The sequence below is a fragment of the Thermoactinospora rubra genome (genome assembly GCF_002093975.1).
Taxonomy (GTDB): Bacteria; Actinomycetota; Actinomycetes; order Streptosporangiales; family Streptosporangiaceae; genus Nonomuraea; species Nonomuraea rubra_A.
In genome coordinates, this window is record NZ_MSZZ01000054.1 from 43493 (window position 1) to 59995 (window position 16503).

The 16503-nt window shown below is 71.2% G+C and carries 16 protein-coding genes; 4 read left to right on the forward strand and 12 right to left on the reverse strand.

Features of this window, described 5'->3' with window-relative positions:
- Positions 1 to 38: 38 nt before the first annotated feature.
- The gene (locus BSB02_RS32505; protein WP_084964807.1) at positions 39 to 740 is read right to left on the reverse strand and encodes an iron-dependent transcriptional repressor DtxR; all 702 of its coding nucleotides are present in this window, start codon (positions 738 to 740) and stop codon (positions 39 to 41) included.
- A gap of 76 nt (positions 741 to 816) precedes the next feature.
- Here BSB02_RS32505 and BSB02_RS32510 point away from each other — a divergent pair, with 76 nt between their 5' ends.
- Positions 817 to 1431 carry a UdgX family uracil-DNA binding protein gene (locus BSB02_RS32510; protein WP_084964808.1) on the forward strand — a complete coding sequence of 205 codons (615 nt, stop codon included), beginning with the start codon at positions 817 to 819 and terminating at the stop codon, positions 1429 to 1431.
- Here BSB02_RS32510 and BSB02_RS32515 read toward each other — a convergent pair.
- Both BSB02_RS32515 and pdxH read right to left on the reverse strand, forming a co-directional pair.
- Positions 1409 to 2668 (reverse strand): MFS transporter, encoded by a 1260-nt coding sequence (locus tag BSB02_RS32515; RefSeq protein WP_084964809.1) that lies wholly within the window; start codon positions 2666 to 2668, stop codon positions 1409 to 1411. The two genes, BSB02_RS32510 and BSB02_RS32515, sit on opposite strands and share 23 nt — an antisense overlap.
- A gap of 10 nt (positions 2669 to 2678) precedes the next feature.
- A complete protein-coding gene (gene pdxH / locus BSB02_RS32520; RefSeq protein WP_084964810.1) occupies positions 2679 to 3320 on the reverse strand; it encodes a pyridoxamine 5'-phosphate oxidase in 642 nt (213 codons plus the stop codon).
- A 171-nt stretch (positions 3321 to 3491) separates the two neighbouring features.
- Between pdxH and BSB02_RS32525 the strand changes: the two genes are divergently transcribed.
- Positions 3492 to 4598 carry a citrate synthase 2 gene (locus BSB02_RS32525; RefSeq protein WP_084964811.1) on the forward strand — a complete coding sequence of 369 codons (1107 nt, stop codon included), beginning with the start codon at positions 3492 to 3494 and terminating at the stop codon, positions 4596 to 4598.
- Between the two features lie 56 nt (positions 4599 to 4654).
- Here BSB02_RS32525 and BSB02_RS32530 read toward each other — a convergent pair whose 3' ends face one another.
- The gene (locus tag BSB02_RS32530) at positions 4655 to 7207 is read right to left on the reverse strand and encodes an ABC transporter substrate-binding protein (RefSeq protein ID WP_158088792.1); all 2553 of its coding nucleotides are present in this window, start codon (positions 7205 to 7207) and stop codon (positions 4655 to 4657) included.
- A 142-nt stretch (positions 7208 to 7349) separates the two neighbouring features.
- Between BSB02_RS32530 and serC the strand changes: the two genes are divergently transcribed.
- Entirely contained in the window at positions 7350 to 8459 is a 1110-nt protein-coding gene (serC, locus tag BSB02_RS32535) for a phosphoserine transaminase (protein ID WP_084964813.1), read from the forward strand.
- Positions 8460 to 8542: 83 nt separating this feature from the next.
- Positions 8543 to 9139 carry a TIGR00645 family protein gene (locus tag BSB02_RS32540; protein WP_240506849.1) on the forward strand — a complete coding sequence of 199 codons (597 nt, stop codon included), beginning with the start codon at positions 8543 to 8545 and terminating at the stop codon, positions 9137 to 9139.
- On the opposite strand, the gene BSB02_RS32545 is transcribed toward BSB02_RS32540, so the two are convergent.
- From BSB02_RS32545 to BSB02_RS32580, 8 genes are all read right to left on the reverse strand, one after another.
- A complete protein-coding gene (locus tag BSB02_RS32545; protein ID WP_084964814.1) occupies positions 9121 to 9744 on the reverse strand; it encodes a rhomboid family intramembrane serine protease in 624 nt (207 codons plus the stop codon). The two genes, BSB02_RS32540 and BSB02_RS32545, sit on opposite strands and share 19 nt — an antisense overlap.
- A 103-nt stretch (positions 9745 to 9847) precedes the next feature.
- Positions 9848 to 10636, reverse strand: coding sequence for a crotonase/enoyl-CoA hydratase family protein (locus tag BSB02_RS32550; protein WP_084964815.1), 789 nt, complete (start codon positions 10634 to 10636; stop codon positions 9848 to 9850).
- Positions 10637 to 10642: 6 nt separating this feature from the next.
- Positions 10643 to 11416 carry an SDR family oxidoreductase gene (locus BSB02_RS32555; RefSeq protein ID WP_084964816.1) on the reverse strand — a complete coding sequence of 258 codons (774 nt, stop codon included), beginning with the start codon at positions 11414 to 11416 and terminating at the stop codon, positions 10643 to 10645.
- 48 nt (positions 11417 to 11464) lie between these two features.
- Entirely contained in the window at positions 11465 to 11803 is a 339-nt protein-coding gene (locus BSB02_RS32560; RefSeq protein ID WP_084964817.1) for an STAS domain-containing protein, read from the reverse strand.
- A 59-nt stretch (positions 11804 to 11862) separates the two neighbouring features.
- Entirely contained in the window at positions 11863 to 12603 is a 741-nt protein-coding gene (locus BSB02_RS32565; RefSeq protein WP_084964818.1) for an energy-coupling factor ABC transporter ATP-binding protein, read from the reverse strand.
- Entirely contained in the window at positions 12600 to 13349 is a 750-nt protein-coding gene (gene cbiQ / locus BSB02_RS32570) for a cobalt ECF transporter T component CbiQ (protein WP_084964819.1), read from the reverse strand. Before cbiQ ends, BSB02_RS32565 begins: the two co-directional genes overlap by 4 nt.
- Positions 13350 to 14354 carry an energy-coupling factor ABC transporter permease gene (locus BSB02_RS32575; protein ID WP_084964820.1) on the reverse strand — a complete coding sequence of 335 codons (1005 nt, stop codon included), beginning with the start codon at positions 14352 to 14354 and terminating at the stop codon, positions 13350 to 13352.
- Between the two features lie 45 nt (positions 14355 to 14399).
- Positions 14400 to 16298 carry a glycosyltransferase gene (locus tag BSB02_RS32580; RefSeq protein WP_084964821.1) on the reverse strand — a complete coding sequence of 633 codons (1899 nt, stop codon included), beginning with the start codon at positions 16296 to 16298 and terminating at the stop codon, positions 14400 to 14402.
- Positions 16299 to 16503 lie beyond the last annotated feature (205 nt).

Below are 16503 nucleotides of genomic sequence, written 5' to 3' on the forward strand. Positions count from 1 at the left end.
TCTCCCAGGTGGGATTCAACCAGCTCGGGCCTCGCGGGTCACCGGGTGGAGACGAATACGTGCGCGGCGATCTCACGCGGGAGCTCCGCGAGAGTGTTGTCCGCCTGTTCGTCACCTGTCACCCGCACACCGTCGTCGCTCGCCGCGAGCGTGACCTCGCGTCCGGGTTGTATCCCAACTTGCTTGAGTTTAAGCATCGCAGCGGGATCGCTTTGCACTTGTTCGCTAATTCGCCTGACGATCACGGGTGTCTCCCGGGCGCCCGCGATGTCCGTCATGGCCCTCAGCTCGGCGTCGGTGTCGGCCGCCTCGTGGGCGCCCAGCTCCGCCAGCCCGGGGATCGGGTTGCCGTGCGGGCACACCGTGGGGTTGTCGAGCAGCTTCACCAGCCGGGTCTCCACCGACTCCGACATGACGTGCTCCCAGCGGCACGCCTCGATGTGCACCTCCTCCCACGGCAGGCCGATCACCTGGGTCAGCAGGCACTCCGCGAGCCGGTGCTTGCGCATCACGCGGGTCGCCAGCGTCCGGCCCAGCTCGGTCATCGACAGATGCCGGTCACCCTCCACGCGGACCAGCCCGTCGCGCTCCATGCGGGCGACGGTCTGGCTCACGGTCGGGCCGCTTTGCTGGAGCCGTTCGGCGATTCGCGCACGAAGGGGGACGATCCCCTCTTCCTCAAGTTCGTAGATCGTCCGGAGATACATCTCCGTCGTGTCGATCAGGCCATGTGCGGTCAAGGCTCCTCCCATCTGAATGCTACGCCGGTCCGGGGGCAGGGAAAGCACGAGAACCCTATTGGGAGAACGACCAGCGATGGCAAAGGACGCAAACACCGGAGCGGCCCGGTTCCTTCCCCAGGACCTCACCCTGGAGTCGCTGCGCACCGCCGCGGCCTGCTGCGAGGGCTGCGACCTGTACCGCGAGGCCACCCAGACGGTCTTCGGCGAGGGCCCGGCCCAGGCGCATTTCATGCTGGTCGGGGAGCAGCCCGGCGACCAGGAGGACCGCAAGGGCGTGCCGTTCGTCGGCCCGGCGGGGCGCGTGCTGGACCGCGCGCTGGAGGAGGCGGGCATCGACCGCGACGACGTCTACGTGACCAACGCCGTCAAGCACTTCTCCTTCACGCTCAAGGGCAGGCGCAGGATCCACCAGAAGCCCACCGCCGCCCAGATCGCCGCCTGCCAGCCGTGGCTCAACGCCGAGCTGGCCCTGGTACGGCCGCGCGTCGTCATCGTCATGGGCGCGACAGCCGCCCGCTCGCTGCTCGGCCCCTCCTTCCGCGTCACCAGGCAGCGAGGCCAGGCCGTACCCCTGGGGGACGCGCAGGCGGTGGCGACCATCCACCCCTCGGCGGTGCTGCGGGCGCCCGACCAGGAGGAGGCCTACGCCGGGATGCTGGCCGACTTCAGGGTCGCGGCCGCTCTCTAGCGCCCACGGCCCGGTAGTCGCGGAAGGCCGGCACGGCCAGGCCGACGAGCACGACGGCCAGCGCGCACGCCAGCCCGCCGCCCACCCACGCCCCGGTCAGGCCGAAGGCGGTGGCGGTCGCGCCGGCCCGCAGGTCGCCCAGCCGGGGCCCGCCCGCCACCACGACCATGAACACGCCCTGCATGCGGCCCCGCATCTCGTCGGGTGCGTAGGTCTGCAGGATCGACTGCCGCCACACTGACGAGACCATGTCCGCCGCTCCCCCGACGGCCATGAAGGCCACCACCGTCCACAGCTGCGGCGACAGGCCGGCGGCGGCGACCGCGAGCCCCCACACCGCGATGACGGCGACGAGGCCGAGCCCCTGGCGGCGTACCCGGCCCACCCAGCCGGAGAACAGCCCGCCCGCGACCACGCCGATCGCCATCCCCGAGTTCAGCCAGCCCAGCGCGATGAGCGAGCCGCCGAAGCGGTCGGCGGCCATCTCGGGGAACAGCGCCCGGGGATAGGCGAAGACCATCGCGAAGATGTCGACCACGAACGACATCAGCAGCACCGGGCTGCCCGCCACGAACCGCAGCCCCTCCAGGACGGCCCTGGCGCCGGGACGGGCCACCCGGCCGAGCGGCGGCAGCGCGGGCAGGCGGAAGGCCGCATAAAGCGTCGCGGTGAACAGCACGGCGTCCACCGCGTAGGCGGTCGGGAAGCCGCCCCAGCTCATCACCACGCCGGCGATCATCGGGCCGACGATCGCGCCGGTCCCCATGACGAGGCTGTTGAGCGTGTTGGCCGCGGGGACCAGCTCGGCCTCCAGGAGCCTGGGGATGATCGCCCCGCGGGTGGGCGAGCTGATGGCGAAGCCGACGGCGCCGAGCGCGACGATGCCGAGCAGCAGCGGGGCGCTGCGCAGCCCCAGCACGGCCTGCGCGAGGATGGCCAGCGTGCTCGTCCACGTGACGAACGAGCCGGCGATGAGCAGCCTGCGGCGGTCCACGGCGTCGGCGATCGCCCCGCCCCACAGCCCGAAGACCGCCAGCGGCACCAGGTTGGCCAGGCCAAGCAGGCCGACCCACAGCGACGAGCGGGTGATCTCGAAGACCTGCTGGCCGACCGCCACCACGGTCACCTGCATGCCCACGTGCGCGGTCACCTGCCCCGCCCACAGGCGGCGGTAGGCGGCGACCTTCAGCGGCCGGGTGTCGAGCAGATGACGCTTGAAGAAGTCCCCGATGACCACTTAAGGCACATTAGGGGGCAAGTCTCTCAAGCACCCAATCAGCGCGGACCAGGCGGTAGCGGAGCCGGTCGTGCATCCGGTCCAGCCGGCCCTGCCAGAACTCCACCTCCGACGGCACGACGCGGAAGCCGCCCCAGAAGTCGGGCGCGGGCGGGTCCTCCGGCCAGCGGGCCGCCAGCTCCTCGTAGCGGGCGTCGAGCTCCTCCCGCGAGCCGACGACCGCCGACTGGCGCGAGGCCCAGGCCGCGATGCGGGAGCCGTACGGCCGGGAGTGGAAGTAGGCGGCCGACTCCTCGTGCGGCAGGCGGACCACCGAACCCTCGACGCGGACCTGCCGGCGGATGGGGTGCCAGGGGAACACCAGGCAGGCGCGGGGGTTCTCGGCCAGGTCGCGGCCCTTGCGCGAGTCGTAGTTGGTGTAGAAGACGAAGCCGCGCTCGTCGTAGCCCTTCAGCAGCACCGTGCGGGCGCTGGGACGCCCGCCCGCCGAGGCGGTGGCCACGATCATGGCGTTGGGCTCGGGCAGGCCCGCGGACAGCGCGTCCTGGAACCAGCGAGCGAACTGGGTGAAGGGGTCGGGGGCCATGCCGGATTCGAGCAGCGGCTCGCCCTCGTAGGAGCGGCGCAGCCCTGACAGGGAGGTGGCGTCCACGGAAGGTATTCTTGCGCGCTTGGCGGCCCCTCATGGCCACCGCCCCCACCAGGGGCAACGGCTTTTCGGCGCGCCCGGAGTCAGACCATCCGGGTCCAGGGGGTTAAATTGACGCGCCGGTATCTCGACATCAAGGCATCGTCATCGCGCAAGAAAGGGAGGCGGCCGAGAATGTCCGACTTCAAACCCGGCCTCGAAGGCGTCATCGCCTTCGAGACCGAGATCGCGGAACCGGACAAAGAAGGGGGCGCCCTTCGGTATCGGGGCGTCGACATCGAGGAGCTGGTCGGCCGCGTCCCGTTCGGGCACGTGTGGGGCCTGCTGGTCGACGACAAGTTCCAGCCGGGACTGCCCCCGGCCGAGCCGTACCCCATCCCCGTCCATTCCGGTGACATCCGTGTCGACGTGCAGAGCGCGCTGGCCATGCTGGCCCCCGCGTACGGCTTCAAGCCGCTGCTCGACATCAGCGACGAGGAGGCCCGCGACCAGCTGGCGCGCGCCTCGGTGATGGCCCTGTCGTTCGTCGCGCAGTCCGCGCGCGGGCTGGGCCTGCCGATGGTGCCGCAGAGCCGCGTCGACGAGGCCAAGACCATCGTCGAGCGCTTCATGATCCGCTGGCGCGGTGAGCCCGACCCCAGGCACGTCAAGGCCATCGACGCCTACTGGACCTCCGCGGCCGAGCACGGCATGAACGCCTCGACCTTCACCGCCCGCGTCATCGCCTCCACCGGCGCCGACGTCGCGGCCGCCCTGTCGGGAGCGGTGGGCGCGATGTCCGGTCCGCTGCACGGCGGCGCGCCGGCCCGCGTGCTGCACATGATCGAGGGCGTGGAGCGGCTGGGCGACGCCAAGAAGTACGTCCAGCAGGAGCTGGACGCCGGGCGCCGGCTGATGGGCTTCGGCCACCGCGTCTACCGCGCCGAGGACCCGCGTGCCCGCGTGCTGCGCCGTACGGCCAAGGAACTCGGCGCGCCGCGCTACGAGGTGGCCGCCGCGCTGGAGCAGGCCGCGCTGGAGGAGCTGCACGCGCGCAAGCCCGACCGGGTGCTGGCCACCAACGTGGAGTACTGGGCGGCCGTGGTGCTGGACTTCGCCGAGGTTCCCGCCCACATGTTCACCTCGATGTTCACCTGCGCCCGCACCGCCGGGTGGGCCGCGCACATCCTGGAGCAGAAGCGCACGGGCAGGCTGGTCCGCCCCAGCGCACGGTATGTCGGCCCCCCCTCGCGCCCGCTGAGCGAGGTGCCCGGCGCCGACGAGGTCGTCGGCAAGTACTGATCTTTCTGGGTTTTCCGGTACGGCTGCCGCGCGGCAGCCGTACCGGTCTGCCCGCCTCAGCGGAAGGAGCAGGCGACCTTCAGCTCGGCGGTTCCCGGTTCCTTCTCGTCCACCGTGCAGGCGCCTACGGTGTCGACCTTCGTCCCGTGCACGGAGTACAGCCGCAGCTGCCGCGGGAACGCGATGTGCGACTCGGCGTCCTCGGAGAAGTAGAACGGGCCGCTCGCGCCCTGCACGAGGCCGTCCACGCCGAGCCCGCGCAGGTTGTAGGCGACGCTCCCCGCGATGTTGACCGACTCGTCGACGTTCTTGGCCTTGATGCGGTCCAGCGCGCTGGTGACCGCCAGGAGGGCGTCGTAACTCAGCCAGGCGTGGACCCTCGACACGCCCTGCACCCCGGTCCGGCCGATCCACCGCTCGATCTCGTGCTGGGTGGCGTTGCCCGGCACGCGGACCATGTCGTTGAGGGCGACGAAGTCGATCGCCGGCTGGTTCTCCAGCGCGTTCTCGGCGAGAAGCTGGCCGACCTTGTCGGTGACCTCGTCGCCGGCCAGGATGCGCACCTGGTCGCCGCACCTGTGCGCCTTGAGGTCCAGGACGGTCCTGAGATGGTTGGCCCGTCCCGTGTAGAAGAGCACCGTCGCGCCGTCCAGGCAGGCCCGCTCGATCCGGTCGGCCAGTTCGTCCGGGTTGGCGAAGACGTACCGCTCGGCGCCCGCGTAGGGCGGCTTCGCCGTACCGCCGCGTTGCCCGGTGAGGCCGTCGGCGAGGTCCCTGCTGTAGAGCTCCCGGCCCTCAGCGTCGCGCTCGACCAGGATGGCGACCTTGCCGGGCGGCACGGCCTCGCCTCCCGGCAGCCCGCGGCGCAGCCACTGCTCCACCGCCATCGCCTGGGCCGAGTTCGGGGCGGCCATCCGGAAGAAGTACGGCGAGGGCCGCCCCTGGTAGACCAGCGGCGTCTCGTCGGCGGTGTTGGTCGTGCTGAGCACCGGGATGTGGGCGTCGCCGAGCAGGCGGATGGCACGCTGGGTCTCCGTACGGCTCCAGGCCAGCCCCACCACTGCGGCGACGTCGGGGTCGCCGGCCGCCCGCTCCTTGATCATCCGGGCGGCGAACTCGGCGTGCCGGAAGTCCTGACCGGTGTTGGCGTACTCCAGCCTGATCTGCCAGCTTCCCCTGGCGTTGTAGGCGAGCTGGCGGGCCGCCAGCCCGGACAGCTCGCCGGCCGAGCCGGCCACCTGGTCGTCGCCCGGCCGCGACGTGGTCAGCGGCCCCAGGTAGAACACGGTGACCACGCGCTGGTCGGTGTCGATCTTCCGGTTCTGCTCGTCGATCCGCTCCAGGATCGGCCGCACGAGCGGATGGGGGCCGATCTCGGACAGGTTGTCGCTCAGGCCGACGCACTCGCGCCCGGCCCGCGTCATGCCGGGGCCGCAGCCGAACCAGTTCTTGCCGTAGAGCAGCAGCGGCGGTGCGATCAGCAGCGACAGCACCACGCCCCAGTAGCCCAGGGCGCGCAGCCGGACCCGGCCGAGCCTGGGCCGGAAGGGTTCGGTGAACGTCAGGTCGTCGCTGTCGAAGACGAGCCGTTGCCGCGGGCCCCTCCGGGTGACGGCTCCTTGCCAGAGCTTCACCCGATCGTCGAATGAGCCGTTCGCCCACGGGTCGGCCGGCTCGGGCGGCGCCGCCTGCGCCTTGGCGACGATCAGCACAGGGGCGGAGACGGGCGTCTTCTCGGTGACCTCGTGCAGGATCTCCAGGAAGCGCTTGTGGACCGGGTCGCCGCAGTCCAGGACGATCAGGGCGTAGAGCCCGCGTCCCCAGCTCGGCCAGGGGATGCGCGGCCACCGGCGATACGCCTGCCGCAGGTCCTCCAGCAGCGCGCGGACCAGCAGCTCCTCGATCAGCTGCGGCTCTGTTTCCATGACGTCCATCAGCCGCGTCGCGTAGTCGGGACGGCTCTCGCCCGGTTCCCTCCGCAGCCGGCCGAGGGTCTTGGTGCGGAACCAGCGCGAGAAGGAGGCGCCCATGACGAACCGCGCGGTCTGCACCACGATGGCGACCGCGCCGACGACGAGCGCCACCGCTCCCGGGACCAGGGAGATCAGGTCGGTGAGGCTCGACTCCAGCCACCAGGCCACCAGCGTGGCGACCGGCACGATGAAGACCGCCGCGCGGATCAGGAAGTCGCCCGCCGCCCAGCGCCGGCGGCTCTCGCCCTGGAACAGCCGCCTGCCCCAGAACCGGGCGCGGAAGCGCTCCTTGACCTGGTCCGTTCTCTGCCTGGACGCGGGCGGCCAGCCGCCCGGCCAGTTCTTGTGCTGGTCCCACGCCCACGACACGAAGTCGGTCAACGGGAAACGGGGCGCGGGCAGCAGCGTCCGCCGGACGCTCGTCCGTCCCAGTTCCCTCGCCATGGTCTCCACCAGCGTGGCCAGGTCCGCATCCGGCTCGCGGGCGGGCTGGGAGTACGGCAGGTGATTCCTGAACACCCCGGTCACCCGCTCGACCGCCTTGGTGTCGCCGGTGACGAGCAGCGTCGGCAACGGCCGGTCGCCCCACAAGGGCCTGGATAACAGGCCTTCGACAACCTCGCGCGAGTCAGCCATCGACATGGCCCTCCGTCACCTGCTCGGGGAGTGACACGGCTCTTGATCCCATTGTGCGCAACGTGGTCGCGGGGTGACGGACGCGTTCTCACGATTCGGACCGCCGCGAGGAGCACGCTCGGGGGTCGGTAGGCTGCGTTAGGTGGCTGACATCGTGATTCCCGCTGACATCAAGCCCGCCGACGGCCGCTTCGGCTGCGGGCCGTCGAAGGTGCGCCCCGAGCAGCTGGCCGCGCTCGCCTCGGCCGGGGCGAGCGTCATGGGCACCTCGCACCGCCAGAAGCCGGTCAAGAGCCTGGTGGGCCGCGTGCGCGCGGGCCTGGCCGAGCTGTTCTCGCTGCCGGAGGGCTACCAGGTGGTCCTGGGCAACGGCGGCACCACCGCCTTCTGGGACATCGCCGCCTTCGGGCTGGTCAGGAACAAGTCGCAGCACCTGTCCTTCGGCGAGTTCTCCTCGAAGTTCGCCGCCGTGACGAGGAAGGCGCCGTGGCTGGAGGAGCCGTCGGTCATCTCCTCCGAGGTCGGCACCCACCCGGTGGCCGTGGAGGAGGAGGGCGTCGACGTCTACGCGCTCACCCACAACGAGACCTCCACCGGCGTGGCCATGCCCATCGCCCGGGTCGGCTCCGGCGACTCGCTGGTGCTGGTCGACGCCACCTCGGGCGCGGGCGGCCTGCCGGTCGACATCACGCAGACCGACGTCTACTACTTCGCGCCGCAAAAGAGCTTCGCCTCCGACGGCGGGCTGTGGATCGCCGTCATGTCGCCGCGCGCGCTGGCCCGCGTCGAGGAGATCGCCGCCTCGGGCCGCTACGTGCCCGAGTTCTTCAGCCTGCCGATCGCCATCGACAACTCCGGCAAGGACCAGACCTACAACACCCCGGCGGTGGCCACCCTGTTCCTGCTGGCCGAGCAGATCGACTGGATGAACGGCAACGGCGGCCTGGCCTGGACCACCGCCCGCACCGCCGAGTCCGCCCAGAAGCTGTACGGCTGGGCCGACAAGTCCTCCTACGCGACGCCGTTCGCCGCGCCGGAGTACCGCTCGCAGGTCGTCGGCACCATCGACTTCGCCGACTCGGTCGACGCGGCGGCGGTGGCCAAGGTGCTGCGCGCCAACGGCATCGTCGACACCGAGCCCTACCGCAAGCTGGGCCGCAACCAGCTGCGCATCGCGATGTTCCCCTCGATCGATCCGGCCGACGTCGAGGCGCTGACGGCCTGCGTCGACTACGTCGTCGAGCGCCTGTAGGCGACCGGCCGTGCCCGGCCTGCGAGGCCCGCGGGCCGGGCTCGGTTTCCGGTCAGGAAATACGCCTCAATAAGGTATGACCCGTGACTTTCGCGGGGGGACGGCCCAAGGGCCTCGGGTACCTGATGTTCGCCAGCCGCTGGCTGCAGCTGCCGCTGTACCTGGGGCTCATCGTGGCCCAGGGCGTCTACGTGTGGCAGTTCATGGTCGAGCTGTGGCACCTGATCGACAGCGTGATCCTCCACCCGGGGGCGCAGCAGGCGAGCGAGTTCCCGCCGGAGACCGTCGTCATGCTGAGCGTGCTGGGCCTCATCGACGTCGTGATGATCTCCAACCTGCTCATCATGGTCATCGTCGGCGGCTACGAGACCTTCGTCTCGCGGATCAACCTCGACGGGCACCCGGACGAGCCGGAGTGGCTCTCGCACGTCAACGCCAACGTGCTGAAGGTCAAGCTGGCCACGGCGATCGTCGGCATCTCGTCGGTGCACCTGCTGCAGACCTTCCTCAAGGCGCGGCAGACCGAGCCGGCGCACATGATGTGGCAGACGCTCATCCACCTGGCGTTCGTGGCGTCGGCCATCGGGCTGGCCTGGATCGACCGCCTGCTGGCGGCCTCGCCCGCCGAGCGGACCCACGCCCCGCGGGCCGAGCGCGTGCCTCAGAAGCTCGCGGGGTAGGCCGGCGTCCGCGGTATCCGCTTGCGGCGCAGCACCCAGGCGGCCGCCACGCCGCCGATGAGGCCGAACAGGTGGCCCTGCCAGGAGACGCCCTCCTGGTTGGGCAGCAGGCCCCACAGCATCGAGTAGTAGGCGATCGCCACGCCGACGCCGATGAGGACGTCGACGAGGCGGCGGTCGAAGATGCCGCGGGAGACCACGTAGCCGAAGTACCCGAAGATCAGCCCGCTCGCGCCGATCGCGACGACCTTGGGCGGGGTGGTCAGCCAGGTGCCGAAGCCCCCGATGAGCATGATCAGGATGGTGGCGGAGACGAACCGCCCGATGCCGCGGATGGCCGCCAGGAAGCCCAGCACCAGCAGCGGCAGCGAGTTGGCCATCAGATGGCCGAAGCCCACGTGGAGGAACGGCGCGAAGATGATGCCGACCAGCCCGTCGGCCGTCCAGGCGCGGATGCCGTAGCCGTCGAGGGCGCCGCCCAGCAGGTAATCGAAGATCTCCAGCGCCCACATGACGGCGAGCATGCCGATCATGAGGAGCGCCGCTCCCACGGCGCCGGACAGCAGGGCCCGCCAGCCCGTCGGCCCGGTCGAGTATCGGCTCATACGACCTCCCGAGGCAACCGTCTGCCCTTTACCGTAAGCGGGAAAACCTCTGGGCGCGTTAAAGAGCCCCTCCCGGGGCCGGGAGGGGCTCATGCCGCGGGGCCTATTCGCCCTTCCACTGGGGGGCGCGCTTCTCGGCGAAGGCCGCCGCGCCCTCCATGGCGTCCTTGGAGCCGAACACCGGATCGATGATCTTCCGTTGCTTGGCGAACATCTCCTCCAGCGACCAGTCCTGGGACTCGACGATCACCTGCTTGGTCGCCCTGAGCGCGAGCGGCGCGTTGGCCGCGATCTTCCTGGCCAGCTCCAGCGCGCCCTCCAGGGCCTTGCCCGGCTCGGTGACGCGGTTGACCAGGCCCAGCTCATACAGCCGGGAGGCCGGGTAGTGGTCGCCGGTCAGGGCGATCTCCATGGCGACGTGGTAGGGGATGCGGCGCGGCAGCCGCATGACGCCGCCCGCCCCGGCCACCAGGCCGCGTTTGGGCTCGGGCAGGCCGAACTTGGCCTCGGCGGAGGCCACCACGACGTCGCAGGCGAGCACGAGCTCGAAGCCGCCCGCCAGGGCGTACCCCTCGACGGCCGCCACGATGGGCTTGCGCGGCGGCGCCTCGGTGATGCCGCCGAAACCGCGGCCCGCCACGACGGGGAAGTCCCCGGCGAGGAAGCCCTTGAGGTCCATGCCGGCGGAGAAGGTGCCGCCCGCGCCGGTCAGGACGTAGGCCGCGACGTCGGCGCGCTCCTCCAGGGAGTCCAGCGCGGCGGCGATGCCCCGGGCGACCGCGCCGTTGACGGCGTTGCGCGCCTGGGGCCTGTTGATGGTCAGGACGGCGACGCCGTCGCTCACCTCGACCAGGACCTCGTCGGACCGAGGGTCAGACTGAGAGTCGGACACGGGACCTCACTTGGGCTGGAAGCGGATGCCGCCGTCGAAGCGGATGACCTCGGCGTTCATGTAGTCGTTCTCGATGAGCATGCGCACCAGGTGGGCGAACTCGTCGGGCCGGCCCATGCGCTTGGGGAAGACGACGGGCGCGACGAGCTTGGCCTTGAACTCCTCGGCGTTGGGCGAGAAGCCGTAGATGGGCGTGTCGATGATGCCGGGGCAGATGGTGTTGACGCGGACGCCGATCGCCGACAGGTCGCGCGCGGCCGGGACGGTCATGCCCACGATGCCGCCCTTGGAGGCGGAGTAGGCCAGCTGGCCGGTCTGGCCCTCCAGCGCGGCCACGGAGGCGGTGTTGACGACCACGCCGCGGTGCCCGTCCTCGCTGACCGGCTCGGTCTTGGCGATGGCCGCCGCCGCGATGCGCATGAGGTTGAACGTGCCGATCAGGTTGACGTCGATCACCTTGCGGAAGGAGGCCAGGCTGTGCGGCTGCCCCTCGCGGTTGACGGTCCGCTCGGCCCAGCCGATGCCGGCGCTGTTGACCACGACGCGCAGCGGCTTGCCGGTCGCGACCGCCGCGTCCACAGCCACCTGGACCTGCTCCTCGTCCGACACGTCGGTCTTGACGAAGACCCCGCCGATCTCGTCGGCGATCGCCTTGCCGCGCTCCTCGTTGAGGTCGGCGATGACCACGGTCATCCCGTGGGCGGCCAGCTCGCGCGCGGTCGCCTCGCCCAGGCCGCTCGCCCCGCCGGAGATGATTGCTGCTGCACCGTTTACGTCCATGGACCGAACCCTAATGCGACAACCGAATGAAGTTCTACTCGGGGTGGGTTAAATCTCACCCACGGCGGTGTCGACGTCGGCGTAGACCTTGATGCGGCGGTCCAGGCCGGTGGTGCGCAGGATCCTGGCCACGGGCGCCTGCGGCGCGGCCAGCGACACGTCGCCGCCCTCCCCGGTGGCCAGCCGCCAGGCCTCGATCAGCACCGACAGCCCGCTGGAGTCCATGAACGACAGCTGCTGCAGGTCCAGCACGAGCCGCGCGCCGTCCTGCTTGATGGCCTCGCGCACCTCGTCGCGCAGGAAGGGGGCGGTGAACAGGTCGAGCTCACCCTCGACGGCCACAACGACGGCGTCGCCCATCGAGTGCCGTTTCAGGCGCAGCTTCATGCGGACCCCTCCCGAAGGTCACTGTACTGCGACATCCCCCGGTGCAGGACTGTTACAAACTACGCCCCCGGCGCCGGGATGGCGAAGCCGTACGGCAGCTCCAGCCGGTGACGCGCCAGCAGCTCCGCGTCGGCGAGCAGCTCGCGCGTGGGCCCGTCGGCGGCGATCACCCCGTCGGACAGGATGAGCGAGCGCTCACACAGCTCCAGAGCGTACGGCAGGTCGTGGGTCACCATGAGCAGTGTGACGTCCAGCGAGCGCAGGATCTCGGCGAGCTCGCGGCGGGCCGCCGGATCCAGGTTGGACGACGGCTCGTCCAGCACGAGAATCTCCGGCTCCATCGCCAGCACGGTCGCCACCGCCACGCGGCGCCGCTGGCCGAAGGACAGGTGGTGCGGCGGCCGGTCGATCGCCTCCAGCATGCCCACCCGCTCCAGCGCGTCCTTGACGCGGCGCTCCAGCTCCTCGCCCCTGACGCCCATGTTGGCCGGGCCGAAGGCCACGTCGTCGCGCACGGTCGGCATGAACAGCTGGTCGTCGGGGTCCTGGAAGACCAGGCCGACGCGCTGCCGTACCTGCTTGAGCGTGTCCTTGCGCACCGGCGTGCCCGCCACCGCGACGGTGCCGTGCCCCGGCGTCAGGATGCCGTTGAGGTGCATGACCAGCGTGGTCTTGCCCGCGCCGTTCGGCCCCAGCAGCGCCACGCGCTCGCCGCGCTCGATGACCAGGTCCACGCCGAACAGCGCCTGCGTCCCGTCGGGATAGGCGTAGGCGAGGCGGCTGACTTCCAACGACTTCACAATGCGATCCCCAGGACGGCTGCCGCGGCGGCCGGAAGCGCCGCTGCTACCAGCCATTGTCGTGCAGAGGCCGACATTTCCTGCAGGACCGGCAGCTGACCTGTGTATCCGCGGCTCAGCATGGCCAGGTGCACGCGCTCGCCGCGCTCGTAGGAGCGGATGAACAGCGCCCCGGCCGAGCGGGCGACCACGGGGATGTGCCGCACGTTGCGCGCCTCGAACCCGCGCGACTCCCGGGCGACGCGCATGCGCCGCATCTCGTCCACGATCACGTCCATGTAGCGGAGCATGAACATGGCGATCTGCACCAGCAGCGTGGGCACGCGCAGCCGCTGGGCGCCCAGCAGGAGCGTGCGCGGCTCGGTCGTGGCGGCCAGCAGGATCGAGGCGACGACGCCGAGCGTCGCCTTGGCCAGGATGTTCCACGCCGCCCACAGCCCCGGCACGCTCAGCGAGACCCCCAGCACGGTCGTGCGCTCGCCGAGCCCGATGACCGGGATGAGGAAGGCGAACAGCACGAACGGCACCTCGATCACCAGGCGCCGCAGGATGTACGGCAGGGGCACCCGCGCCAGCGCCGCGACCACGCCCAGCAGCACCGCGTAGAGGCCGAACGCCCACATCCGCTCCCTGGGCGTGGCGACCACCACGATCGCGAAGGCGAACACCGCCACCAGCTTGCACTGCGGCGGCAGCCGGTGCACGACCGAGTCGCCCGGCCGGTAGAGCTGGTGGTGGGTGCCCATCTACGTGTCAGCCGTCGCCCTGCGGCGGGCGGCGTAGGCCAGGCCGCTCGCGATCAGCAGCGTGATGCCCACGCCCACGATGCCCACGATCCACAGCGGGACGCCTTTGACCTCGCCGTACTCGGCCAGGCCCCAGGAGGCCAGCAGGTGGTCGGTGGCCCGGTCGATGAAGCCCTGCTGCTCGGCGACGTACTCCAGGCCGTCGGGGTGGGAGGAGGCGAAGTAGGACACCACGCTGGCCAGGATGAGCGTGACGCCCAGCCCGCCGAGGAGGAACGGCCCCGCTCCGCCCGAGCGCGCGGGAGCGGGGGCGTCGCCGACCGTGACGCTGCCCTCGGCGCCGCGCAGCACCAGGGCGGGGGCCAGGCCGCGGTAGCCGTACACCAGGTCGGGCCGGACGGCCAGCACGGTGCCGACGGTCACCGCGGTGATCAGGCCCTCGCCGATGCCGATGAGCACATGCACGCCGCCCATCGCGGCCGCCACGGACGCCACGTCGATCGGGGCGGTGCCGCCCAGCCAGAACAGCACCGTGAACGCCAGCGCCGAGGCGGGCACCGACAGCAGCGCGGCCAGGAAGGACGCCACGGTGATCGCGCCCTTGCCGCGGGCCACCCTGGTGACCGCGCGGAACACCGCCCAGCCGACCAGCACCGTGACCAGGCCCATGAGCGTGATGTTGACGCCGAGGGCCGTCAGCCCCCCGTCGGCGAAGAACAGCGCCTGCACCAGCAGGACCACGGCCATGCACAACACGCCCGTATAGGGGCCGACGAGTATCGCCGCCAGCGCGCCGCCCAGCAGGTGGCCGCTGGTCCCGGCGGCGACGGGGAAGTTGAGCATCTGCACGGCGAAGATGAACGCCGCCACGAGCCCGGCCATCGGCGCGGTGCGGTCGTCGAGCTCGCGCCGGGCGCCACGCAGGCAGACGGCCACGCCCGCGGCGGCCACGACCCCGGTGGAGACGGAGACGGCGGCGGTGAAGAACCCATCAGGTACGTGCACGCACCTACCTTAGGTCATGACATTGCACCTGCAAACTGGTGGCAACTAGCGGAAAATCCGCCGGAGGATCACCCGGGGCGTCATCGCCCGCACCACCGTGCTCAGCCGTCCCTTGCCCGAGGTCGCGTACGGCCGGACCGACCGCAGGGCGGGCCCGTGCCACCAGCGCCGCCGCTCGGCCACCGTGCGCGCGGCCGTCTCGATCCTGAAGCGCGCGGGCGGCCCGCCCAGCTGCAGCTCGATGTAGGCGTCCCAGGTGCCCGGCGTCAGCCGCCCGACCGCCGGGCGGGCGGCGAACCCGCCGCCGGGCAGCCCCACCACGCGCTCCACCCGCTCGTGGCCGGTGCTGCGCTCGCGCCACACCAGCTGCCGCACGGCCGAGGCGGCGGGCGCGGCCCCGGTCACCGTGACCTGCCCGTCGAGCGCCAGCCGGTGCCCGAACGCCCAGCGCGCCCTGGTGATCCGCGCGCTGCCCGGCACGCTCAGCACGTGCCCGCCTACGTCGAGGCTGAGGTTCCCGCCCGTCCTGGTGAAGTACGGCAGCGCCACCACCTCGCCCACGAGCCGCGGGGACGGGCAGCGCAGCTCGGCCTCGCGGTCGGCGCCCAGCCTGCCGAGCCGCTGCACGCCCTCCAGCTCCACGGCCACCAGCACGTCCCATACCCCGGAGGCCAGCTCGCCCGGCTCCAGGCGGGCCGTGAACGACTCCCCGTCGCGCTGGGCCGGCACGACGAGCTCGCGCCCGTGCTCGTTCCTGGCACGCAGCACCAGCGTGACCCCGTCGTGGTCGGCCATCCCGGCCAGCGACGCCGTACCGGAGACCACCAGCTTGTCGCCCTCCCAGCGCAGGCCGGTCAGGCGCCGCCGCAGGGCCGCGGCCTCGATCTGGGCCAGCCGTACCAGCCGGTCGATGTCCGCCAGGGCGGCCAGCCGCTGCCGGTCCGCCGAGGTCAGCCGCTCCCGCACGCCGGGGGTCAGCCACTGGTCGCACAGCGCGGCCACCTCCGCCGTGATCTCCTTGCGCCGCACCCCGTCGGCCGCCAGGAACGGCCCGCCGAGCTGGGCGAAGACGTCCAGCCTGAAGTGGCGGCGCAGCAGGTGGTCGCGCAGCGGGCCGGGCGCGACGTGGGCGGCCATGAGCTCGATCGGCTTCCTGATCATGGACAGCCAGGCGAGCGGGTCGCGGCTGCCCGGCTGCTGCATGATGCTGCTGCCGTCGGGCCTGGCGACCAGGTGGTAGCAGTCGTAGTCGGCGACCACCGAGATGGTCTCGGCGTGGCAGTAGGCGTGGACGGTGAACAGCAGGTCCTCCCCCACCCGCTGGTCCTCGCCGAACCTGATGCCGTGCCGCTCCAGCATGTCCCTGCGGAACAGCTTCCAGCAGCTGAGGCTGTTGTAGACCATGCTGTCGGCCAGCGTCACGCGCTCGGCGTTGCGCTGGAACATCGAGACCGGCGCCCTGCGGCCGTGCCCCGCGACCCGGCCCAGGACGATGTCGGAGCCGTTGCGGTCGGCGACCGCCACCATCCGCTCCAGCGCCTCCTCGCCGAGGTAGTCGTCGGCGTCGCAGAAGAAGACGTACCGGCCCGTGGCGTGCTCCAGCCCCACGTTGCGCGGGCGGCCGGGGAAGCCGGAGTGCTCCAGGTGGACGACCTTGACGATGCCGCGGTGGTAGGAGGCGTACAGGTCGAGCAGCTCGCCGCCGCCGTCGGTGGAGCCGTCGTCGACGACCACGATCTCCTTCTTCACCCGCTGGACGAGCGCCGCGGTCAGGCACCTGTCCAGGTACGGCTGGCAGTTGTGGACGGGGATGACGATGCTGACGTCGACCGCGTCAGGGCTGACGTCCGCCGTTGCCCGTGCCCGTTCTGTGTGATCCGCTTGAGGTCCTGTGCGATCCGCTTGAGAGTCATCCGGCCAACCAGCCACAGCGCGCCCCGTCACCTTACGTTTCTGCGTGACTTCAGTATGTAACTACATCGTCGCTTCACGGGACCGTTTGGATGCCTTGGCGTACCGGGTTTTTCTAGGAAATGCCCATCCCCGACTTAAGTGGAAAAGTCCTGCTATCGTGGCACTTCATCTACTTGGCCAGGCGCCAGAACGGGCTTCAGGACTGGTGTTTTCCCTCCCGGGCGAAGAGAACCAA

Excerpts from the sequence above, each read along its gene's own strand:
- BSB02_RS32510 (WP_084964808.1), top strand. The coding sequence starts at position 817 with ATGGCAAAGGACGCAAACACCGGAGCGGCCCGGTTCCTTCCCCAGGAC.
- BSB02_RS32525 (WP_084964811.1), top strand. The coding sequence starts at position 3,492 with ATGTCCGACTTCAAACCCGGCCTCGAAGGCGTCATCGCCTTCGAGACC.
- BSB02_RS32530 (WP_158088792.1), bottom strand. The coding sequence starts at position 7,207 with ATGGCTGACTCGCGCGAGGTTGTCGAAGGCCTGTTATCCAGGCCCTTG.
- BSB02_RS32545 (WP_084964814.1), bottom strand. The coding sequence starts at position 9,744 with ATGAGCCGATACTCGACCGGGCCGACGGGCTGGCGGGCCCTGCTGTCC.
- BSB02_RS32555 (WP_084964816.1), bottom strand. The coding sequence starts at position 11,416 with ATGGACGTAAACGGTGCAGCAGCAATCATCTCCGGCGGGGCGAGCGGC.
- BSB02_RS32560 (WP_084964817.1), bottom strand. The coding sequence starts at position 11,803 with ATGAAGCTGCGCCTGAAACGGCACTCGATGGGCGACGCCGTCGTTGTG.
- cbiQ (WP_084964819.1), bottom strand. The coding sequence starts at position 13,349 with ATGGGCACCCACCACCAGCTCTACCGGCCGGGCGACTCGGTCGTGCAC.